This is a genomic window from Methanosarcina sp. 1.H.A.2.2, assembly GCF_000979975.1.
Lineage (GTDB): Archaea > Halobacteriota > Methanosarcinia > Methanosarcinales > Methanosarcinaceae > Methanosarcina.
The window spans coordinates 43,005-51,091 of the sequence record NZ_JJQL01000090.1 but is presented as its reverse complement, the minus strand read 5'-3'; the positions used below and the strand labels follow the sequence as shown (position 1 = coordinate 51,091).

Annotated in this window: 10 protein-coding genes; 5 read left to right on the top strand and 5 right to left on the bottom strand. The window is 42.8% G+C overall.

From position 1 onward, the window contains the following. Both EO93_RS14750 and EO93_RS14745 read right to left on the bottom strand, forming a co-directional pair. Positions 1 to 511, bottom strand: a 511-nt coding sequence (locus EO93_RS14750) for an Ig-like domain-containing protein (protein ID WP_235284287.1), incomplete at its 3' end; no start/stop codon positions are given. A 54-nt stretch (positions 512 to 565) separates the two neighbouring features. Then, positions 566 to 895, bottom strand: coding sequence for a hypothetical protein (locus EO93_RS14745; RefSeq protein WP_235283064.1), 330 nt, complete (start codon positions 893 to 895; stop codon positions 566 to 568). 762 nt (positions 896 to 1,657) lie between these two features. Here EO93_RS14745 and EO93_RS14740 point away from each other — a divergent pair. Both EO93_RS14740 and EO93_RS14735 read left to right on the top strand, forming a co-directional pair. After that, positions 1,658 to 2,506, top strand: a complete 849-nt coding sequence (locus EO93_RS14740) for a methanogenesis marker 8 protein (protein ID WP_048163318.1) — start codon at positions 1,658 to 1,660, stop codon at positions 2,504 to 2,506. Positions 2,507 to 2,863: 357 nt separating this feature from the next. After that, positions 2,864 to 4,036, top strand: coding sequence for a hypothetical protein (locus tag EO93_RS14735; protein WP_235282879.1), 1,173 nt, complete (start codon positions 2,864 to 2,866; stop codon positions 4,034 to 4,036). A gap of 123 nt (positions 4,037 to 4,159) precedes the next feature. Here EO93_RS14735 and EO93_RS14730 read toward each other — a convergent pair whose 3' ends face one another. Further along, positions 4,160 to 4,444 carry a hypothetical protein gene (locus tag EO93_RS14730; RefSeq protein ID WP_048163316.1) on the bottom strand — a complete coding sequence of 95 codons (285 nt, stop codon included), beginning with the start codon at positions 4,442 to 4,444 and terminating at the stop codon, positions 4,160 to 4,162. Between the two features lie 273 nt (positions 4,445 to 4,717). On the opposite strand from EO93_RS14730, the gene EO93_RS14725 reads away from it, so the two are divergent. Together EO93_RS14725 and EO93_RS17665 are read left to right on the top strand one after the other, a co-directional pair. After that, complete coding sequence (locus EO93_RS14725) at positions 4,718 to 4,957, top strand: MTH865 family protein (protein WP_048132840.1); 240 nt, start codon at positions 4,718 to 4,720, stop codon at positions 4,955 to 4,957. 130 nt (positions 4,958 to 5,087) lie between these two features. Beyond that, positions 5,088 to 5,231 (top strand): hypothetical protein, encoded by a 144-nt coding sequence (locus EO93_RS17665; RefSeq protein ID WP_156161344.1) that lies wholly within the window; start codon positions 5,088 to 5,090, stop codon positions 5,229 to 5,231. Between the two features lie 10 nt (positions 5,232 to 5,241). Here the strand turns inward: EO93_RS17665 and EO93_RS14720 are convergent, their stop codons facing one another. Then, the gene (locus EO93_RS14720; RefSeq protein ID WP_048163314.1) at positions 5,242 to 6,198 is read right to left on the bottom strand and encodes a DUF4097 family beta strand repeat-containing protein; all 957 of its coding nucleotides are present in this window, start codon (positions 6,196 to 6,198) and stop codon (positions 5,242 to 5,244) included. 69 nt (positions 6,199 to 6,267) lie between these two features. Beyond that, positions 6,268 to 6,423: a hypothetical protein gene (locus tag EO93_RS17660; RefSeq protein WP_156161343.1), complete on the bottom strand. Its 156-nt coding sequence runs from the start codon at positions 6,421 to 6,423 to the stop codon at positions 6,268 to 6,270. A 71-nt stretch (positions 6,424 to 6,494) separates the two neighbouring features. On the opposite strand from EO93_RS17660, the gene EO93_RS14715 reads away from it, so the two are divergent. After that, positions 6,495 to 7,592, top strand: coding sequence for a DMT family transporter (locus EO93_RS14715; RefSeq protein ID WP_235284286.1), 1,098 nt, complete (start codon positions 6,495 to 6,497; stop codon positions 7,590 to 7,592). The last annotated feature ends 495 nt before the right edge of the window (positions 7,593 to 8,087 follow it).

Below are 8,087 nucleotides of genomic sequence, written 5' to 3'. Positions count from 1 at the left end.
TACGAGATTCCTCTACGTCTCGTGGGCTCGGAGATGTGTATAAGAGACAGGTATATACAAAGTCTCCTCCGGCTTTTCCGTCGTTATCGCCATCCAGAGCAATTCCCCGTTCGTCTATTATGACTCCTGATCCGGTTTCGGTTCCAAGTAAGGTAATTGTTATTTCAGCACCTGACTCATCCATAGGATATTCGCCATAAGGACGGAACATCATTATTCTGGACCCTGCATCCAGTAGGCCTTCCACAGGCTCTGATGATGCGGAACTTCTTACTATTACGGTCTCTTTCGTAATGCTTGCATTATTCATGGGCATATCGAATTCGATCCAGATAGGGGAATCATGCCTGAACGCAAAAGTCTGCCTGTCAGGATAAATTGATTTGATCTTTGGAGGGACCTGCCCCTGTTTAAAGTGAAGAGGAAGAGATTTGAAAGCCTCTGGAAGGGACCTGTTACACATATACTTTTTAACAGTATATACAATTGCAGCTCCTGCAAATACCCCCAACAGAAATTTACCCCAGTTATTATTTTTATGCAATATCGTACCCCTCCTTTCGTCTCATTGCACTTTGATTTTGTACCCACACTTTTTAGCAGCATGTTTTTTAAACGCGTAAATAGCTGTAGCTCCGACAAGCATACCCATCATTATCTTACAAAATGTATTCATTGAAGACCCCTCCCCTGCTTCATCCAATTTTACTTCTTCTGGTTCTATTTCAAGCCCTAATTCTTTTTGAGATTTTTCTGACGTGAGTTTCTCAAGTATATATGCCCCAAGAACTAATTTACCATATTTATTAATTATTCCTCCACTCTTTTGGGAGCCCCCTGGCTTAATTTTCTTCATGACATATGCGCTCAGCAACAGCTTGCCATATTTCTTCATATTTAGCAATCTTGCACCCCCTTTATATTTTCCTGACCGAAGAACCCCTTCCTTATTTGTAATATCTTCCGGAAAGGAGAGTAATTGAATTTAATACTCCTGTATTTATCCTATATCACACATAATATATAACGCCAACTATATGAGATCAAAAATAATTTTAAACCGTGGGGGATTTATGGTGATTTTCAAACCGGCAGAAAATGCAGATACTATAGAGAACTAAAGTAAGACTTTAAATTAAGAATCTGATTGAAAAGTTAATATGGAGTTCTGCAGGGAAAACTCTGAGACAAGCGGGAATGACCCGCTTTTTGGCTTGAAGGTTACAGTCTTATTCCTTATGATGGCAAATTGAAATCAGGTGTAAAAAGGAAGTATTTCTTTTTGCCGGAGCACTATGGAAAAAATACGAAATAAAAAGAAAAACTAAAAAGAAAAATTTAAAAGAAAAACTAAAAAGAAGAATTTAAAAGAAAAACTAAAAAGAAGAATTTAAAAGAAAAACGGTATCCTCTTCAAATTGAGTGGAAAGCTCAGACTACAATAATCAATGAATTTTGCATTTATAGCAAATGACTCAAAAAGTAGTAGAAAACCACAAGCCAACGCAATAAAATATTCAGTAAAAAGCCAGAAGTAGAATCAAAATCCCAAAACCAATAACCTATTATATAAATAACCACAAACTTTACCTGCAATTTTTACCGGATTTGAATTTCTTAACAATCATATTTTTGATCAATTTTGAAAGGTGCAACTATGCCTCATATAATGGAATTACTTGGAAAAACAAGAGTCGTCGTAAAAGACGGGAAAGTTGTCGAAGTCGGAGAGCCTGAAGTCGAATGGTGTCCCCTCTTTGCCAAAATGCGCGGAATCCAGAAGATCACCCCCGAAGAAGTTAAGAAGAATATGGAATTCAGGATCAGCGACTTCGGGATGTTTACGGACAAGCGCCGTCTTGAACTCGAGGACTTTGTAGGGTTTGGAGCATCTGAAGTTATGATGACAGGCCTGAGCAGAGGTTTACTTGACACAACCGTAACCGCCTGTGAAGGCGCAGGAACTGTCATTTCCAACAACCCCACCCTTGTCCAGGGCATGGGCGGCAGGATGTCCGGCCTTGTCGAAACCGAGCCAATCGATGGCATCATAAACGGAATCACAGAATGCGGCGGAATTGTGCTTGACCCCTCAACTGCCGTAATGGACCCTGTTGCCGGAGTGAAAAAGGCAGCTGAACTCGGTTACAAAAAGATCGCAGTAACCGCGGCTTTCGGTGAAACCGCAAAAGAGTTACGGAAGCTTGAAGCCGAACTCGGGCTTGATTTGATAGTAATTGGGGTACATGTTACCGGTTTAACCAGGGAAGGAGCTCAGACTCTGGTAGAAAATTCAGATATCGTAACCAGCTGCGCTTCAAAGTACGTCAGGGACCTGGTAAAGCCCCTCGCTCAGGTTGGAACTGCTGTACCGCTTTTCGCCCTTACCCAGAAAGGAAAAGAACTTGTGATAGAAAGGGCAAAAGATATCAAAAGCCCACTTCTGATCAATACCATGGCTCTGCCTGTACTTCCTGAGCACAAACAGCCAAGGGACATGAAATAAACGGCTCTAAAGCCGTTATTACTTTTTTCTTTACCTTTTTTCTTTACCTTTTTTCTTTACCTTCTTTGCTTTCTCTCTTTACCGTTTTCTTTTCATTTCTTTTCTTTACCTTCTTTGCTTTCTCTCTTTACCGATTTTCCTTTTCTTTACCTATTTTCATCTTCTTTTTCACCTTCCTTTTCCTTTTCTTTACCTATTTTCCTCTTCTTTTTCACCTTCCTTTTCCTCTTTTTTTCGCCTTCATTTTGTCAACAATAAATTCATACGCAGCATTTTCTACGATAAGATTATATTATTCAAAATTTATGGATGTTATGTTTCTGAAAAAGTATTGCTTAAAGTTCCAGGGAAGATGAAATGACTGAAATATCAGGTGACAAAGAGATTAAAAACAAAACTCTTGAAGAGAGAATTATAAGCGAAAAAAACAAGCTTTTGCGTTTTATAAAAGAAAGAAACGATTACATCAGAAATCTGCCTGAAATTGAAAAGAAAGCATTTATCGCGTCAATACAGGAGATAAAGGAAAGTAAAGATAAAATCGAAAGGCTATTGGTGAAGAAAGAACTCAAAAGAGGCATTGACGACCTTCTTTTTTCTTTTGAGGACCTTCCGCTTTTCGGGAAAGAATACTGGTTCATGAAATTCACAGCCGATGACGGGTCCAGGCGCCAGTTTTTTCTTACGTTCGGCAGGAGTGCGGGGGATACCGAGGTCAATGGCAGATATGTAGTGAACAGCAGGATAAAAAATGATAAAACAGACGGGTATTGTGTCTCCTGGGCATATGATGAGATAAAGAAAAACCTCACTGATGACCTGGGAGTCATTGAAGTTAAAGATAAGAGGGTGACCTGCTCCAGCAAAGAGATGAAAGCGGATTTCTATGGGTCATTTCCAAAGTATATGCTTGATATTTCAAGCAATGGCCAGACGGTCTGCTGTTTAGACATAAGAGAGCCGGAGGATAATAATTACAATTCAGAGGTGTCTGAATACTTCAAAGGCTTGTTCGGTTACAGGCTCGCTAACCTGTATTTTGATTTTGAGGGCGTGCTGTTTGAGAAGGATTTCTCCGGAAAGTGCTATGCGCAAAAAGTAATTGTTGTCGGGCCTTTCATCCCCTGGAAATGGTCGAGAATCGTGTTCATGAACGGGTCGATCCTGACCTACTACATCCCGAATATCGAGATTGGCGGATTAGAATACGATATACACAATTCAATGGAATTCTATGATGCAGAGACCAGAAAGATGCACCTATTCAAGAAGGCAAAAGTGTACGAGTACCCTTCAGAAAATGGGAATAAAAGATGGGTCATTACCGCTGAAGAAGGCAAAGTGTTCATGGTCATGAAGAGCTATTGCAAGGAATCTTTCAGCTTTATGAATAACTTTAATTTCAGTTATATAGAGAACCTTGTCGATGTCGTTGATTTCCAGATCGAGACCGAGGATAAGGTCATAACACTAAAGGAAACCGGCAGTGGATTAGGCATGGTTGAAGATACATCAGGATTTGGAATATGAATTCTGATTCCATACCTCAAAAAGCCTGATCCGTATCAACACCATGCCTTTGCCTGTGCTGCCTGAAAACAAGCAGCGGAGGGAACTGAACTAAACAGCTTCTGGAAAACAGGGCCGGATTTTTTACTTTCGCGTATCAGACCCTGCGCACTCACCGGATGCTAAACATCCGGGCTTTTCCAAATATTTGAAGAAAAGTAGATCCCCTAAAAAAGAAACAGCAACAACTTCTTCCAGTGCTGCTGGAGCACAAACAACCAGGGGATTTGATTTAAGCGGCTCTAAGGCTGTTATTACTTTTTCCTTTTCTTTTTCCTTTTCTTTTTCCTTTTCCTTTTCCTTTCTTTTCATTTTATTTTTCCAGCTTCTTTTATCCCTTCTTCTGATTCTTACTTCTTTTGAGATCATAAATGAATTATTTTCGACATCATGCGGCTAATCAGATAAGTCCCACAGAGGTATCGAGATGACCTAAAGAGTTGTTGCAGTGTATCGGGATGCATCAACTACATTCCAATGCCGATTAAGTATATATCAATAACCTGCCAATAAGAGGTTGTAGGATGAATTCTCCGGAGGAAATCAAACTGCAAAGAAGTAAAAAGTCCAGATGAATAAAAAACCCGAAACAAGGGAAAAAGACAAAATTTGAGTAAAAAGACAAAATCTGAGGGATAAGATATGACTGTAAGAGATGATATTCACGGACAGATTGTTGCAGGCCTTAACGGCGCAAAGTTTCCCATAAACACACCCGGAGAATTGCTCGCTGCATTCCCTGCCGGTGCAGACACCACATGCAGATCAGGTGACCTTGCGGTTACTGCAGGAGACGCAGGCAAATTGCTCACAGCAGCAGACTTCCCATTCAAAGATGCAAAACATGTGGCAGACACAATAGTCGAAAGAGCAGGGCTTTAAGTCCTGCCTTCGTTCTTATTTTTAAGCACGGAAAACACAGACGGGCGGGGGAAAAATCACATCTAACGCTATAACCAAGGAAGACACGGAAAACTGTAATTATGTAAATTCGTTTTTTCAATTAGTCCGCTTGAGCGAAGCGAAAAGGACCGTGTACTGTTGCGATTACATCGCAACTCCCAGGAAATCTCCGATTTCCTGCAATCCCGAGGCGCAATTCGGGCGAGGCGCAATTCGGGTGGAAAAACACCGTTCCTGGGTAGAGCCTTCCTGACCTTCATCTTTCAATCCCCAAAAAGCAGTTTGATGTTGCCGCTGCTTGAAGACGCTTTTACCCTCAAGGTCACTTCTGACTCGCCGGAGGCATCGTTAACGTAAGCGTGGTCTTCAAGCCTGAAACCGCTTGCTGTAATATCACCTGAAACAGTATCAGCCTCAACGTAAACTCCTACATTCCGGGGCACCCATAAAGTGATATCTCCGGAGCTTACAGCCACCTCCATCAGAGAATCATTACTCCAGTTGCCGGTAAGGTCCACAAAGGCATCCCCGCTGCTCAACTTTATTTCCACAAGGCTAAGTGGACCGTAGTTGCCTGTGAGACCTGCAGTGATATCTCCGCTGCTGGAATCCATAACCACCGTGGAAAGGGAAGGATATTCCCCGGAAAGGTCCAGTAAAGTATTCCCACTGGCCTGAACTATCTCGACCTCTTCCAGCAGAGCCTGATTCCCGGAGAGATCCGCTTTGATATCCCCACTGCTGGAGCCAATATCGAGCATTTTTAGCAGGGAACTGTCCATGTTGAGAGAACAATCCCCGCTGCTCAGCCTGGCCTTCAGGTCCAGGGGAACATCCTCTTTTAGCCGAAGGTCCCACTCGTTTCGGGCACTGCCTCCGGTTATGCCTCCTTGAATTTCTGGCTGCCTAACGATGAGCCTGCCCTGGCCCTCAAGGACATTATACTCAATTTCGGGCTTCCATGCAGCAACGTTGTACCGGAATTCGGCATTCAGAAGTTCATCCTCGCCGCCTGTACCCCCAATTATATTCATCTCGCCGCTATACATCTCGAGTTCAACATCTGCCGACCTCGCACCACCCAGGTCAACTGACCGGGATTCTGTCTGCAATTCTCCGACTTCAACACAGCCGGAGACCAAAAGCACAATTGTCAGGATGAAAAGCAAAAAAGGCTGCAGGATGTTTTTTGAAATATTTCCATGACCCTCGCTTTTCATTCTTTATCCTCCATCTCCATTTCTGGCCTCATTACATAATGAGCCGGGTTTACCGGGAATGCAGCCATTTTACTCTCTTTTAAGCCCGCTTATCAACAATGCTATTCCCAGGATTCCCAGAATTGCCCCCCCGACAACCCTGGCCGTATAATCCGGCATCACCATGAAAACCCATACTGCTATGACCACAAGTATTGCTCCGCCAACAACCTTTCCATTTACCATTGTTTACACCTTCCCCTTAATTTATAATATCGAATATATATAATTGTGAAATAATAAATTCGTTTTCCCTTATGAAATGGGACTTGTACGGAATTAAAAGTCCTGTAAAATGCCGCCCCCAGAATAATAGAGCCCCCCAGGACTACCCTGAGTTCCGGAATCTCCCCGAACAAAAGAAGATAACGATTCTTTTCCCACTAAAATCTCCCGAAGAAATCTCTCGGATAAAAGACCCCAGGGACTTATCTGGCAAGTTATTTAAGCAAATCCGGGGTTTTACCTGTCTTATGTTTCAGGTGAAAAAAGGTGCCCATCTGGCAGTGTTGCTTGGTTGTATTCTCTATGGGATGACAGGCTTATTCCTTGCTAATATTCACAACCTGCCCATAACTTCAATAATATTTTACCGCCTTTTCTTCGGGCTTGCCTTTATTTTCACTTATCTTCTGGCAACGAACAGGCTTGGAGAACTGAAACCTGGAAAAGGGAGAGCTCGTCTTCTCTTACAGGGCATCTTTGTCCTGGTTAACATGTTCTTTTATTTCCTGTGCGTAAAGGAAACCTGTTTTTCCATGGCTATCCTGCTCGAATACACTGCCCCGATCTACGTAATGCTGGCTTCACCTTTTGTTTTGAAAGAAAAGGTAGGGAAGGAGAGCATTGCAGCCCTTTTCCTTGCAATTGCAGGCGTTTATCTGGTGATCCGCCCGGAAGGCGGGTTTGGAACCCTCGAATTTTCCGGCAGCCATTTCATAGGGATCGCATCCGGACTCTTTGCGGGAATGCTCCTTGCAGTTATCATTATGAACGTGCGGGTCCTGAAAAAAGATCATTCCGAATTTGCAATCGCTTTCTGGGGCACTGCAATCAGCTGCCTCCTGATGGCACCTTTTGCTGCAGGGACTTCCATTTCCGTGCTTGTACCCAATATACTTCCTCTAATGGCTTTTGGGATTGTTTCTGTGGGAATTGGCGGGATTCTCACTACCATAGGCTTTGCAAACCTTGAGTCCCAGACAGGAAGCCTGCTTGCCCTTATCGAACCTGTTGCCGGGGTTTTTTTCGACCTGGCGTTTCTCGGGGTTGCCCTTTCAACAGGCCCCCTTACAGGCTGTTTCCTGGTCCTTACTGCAGCTGTAATCGTCAGCCGCCCGAGTTTTACCACCTGAATTGCGCCTCGGGATCGCAGGATAGTGGCCTTTCCCAAAAAAGCTTGAAATTAAGAGAAAAACCAGCAAGTAAAAACGACTGGAGAAACCTGTGAGACAAAACAACGCAGAATTAAATTCTATCTGAAAAATATTATTTTCCGATTCTCTTTTCTATTTTTATTTGAGTTTTTTCTTCTTTGTCTGCAGTTTTTGACGAGCCGCCAGACAGGCTGGATGGCTGGCGGAGGCGCTTATTTTACTGTGAATTGAAAATCGGTTCCCAGGGAAAGGAAAGTATTATCTCAGCCCCTGGGGATATTTCTTAAGTATTTGATCTTTCTTAATTGCAGGATTGGTTTGCCGATTTTGTTTTATCTGGTTGACAGGCCGACTCAGGCCCAGTGTGGCGCAGGGGGAGAAAACTGAAAGCTTCCAGCTCCGGGCACCGGAATATATCAAAAAATTAATCAAATAGACCTGCAGAGTTCGGAAAAAATATTAATATAAAAAAGG

What these genes read in the sequence shown, in the direction of transcription:
- EO93_RS14745 (WP_235283064.1), bottom strand. Translation starts at nt 895, where the DNA reads ATGAAGAAATATGGCAAGCTGTTGCTGAGCGCATATGTCATGAAGAAA.
- EO93_RS14740 (WP_048163318.1), top strand. Translation starts at nt 1,658, where the DNA reads ATGCCTCATATAATGGAATTACTTGGAAAAACAAGAGTCGTCGTAAAA.
- EO93_RS14735 (WP_235282879.1), top strand. Translation starts at nt 2,864, where the DNA reads ATGACTGAAATATCAGGTGACAAAGAGATTAAAAACAAAACTCTTGAA.
- EO93_RS14730 (WP_048163316.1), bottom strand. Translation starts at nt 4,444, where the DNA reads ATGATCTCAAAAGAAGTAAGAATCAGAAGAAGGGATAAAAGAAGCTGG.
- EO93_RS14725 (WP_048132840.1), top strand. Translation starts at nt 4,718, where the DNA reads ATGACTGTAAGAGATGATATTCACGGACAGATTGTTGCAGGCCTTAAC.
- EO93_RS14720 (WP_048163314.1), bottom strand. Translation starts at nt 6,198, where the DNA reads ATGAAAAGCGAGGGTCATGGAAATATTTCAAAAAACATCCTGCAGCCT.
- EO93_RS17660 (WP_156161343.1), bottom strand. Translation starts at nt 6,423, where the DNA reads ATGGTAAATGGAAAGGTTGTTGGCGGAGCAATACTTGTGGTCATAGCA.
- EO93_RS14715 (WP_235284286.1), top strand. Translation starts at nt 6,495, where the DNA reads ATGAAATGGGACTTGTACGGAATTAAAAGTCCTGTAAAATGCCGCCCC.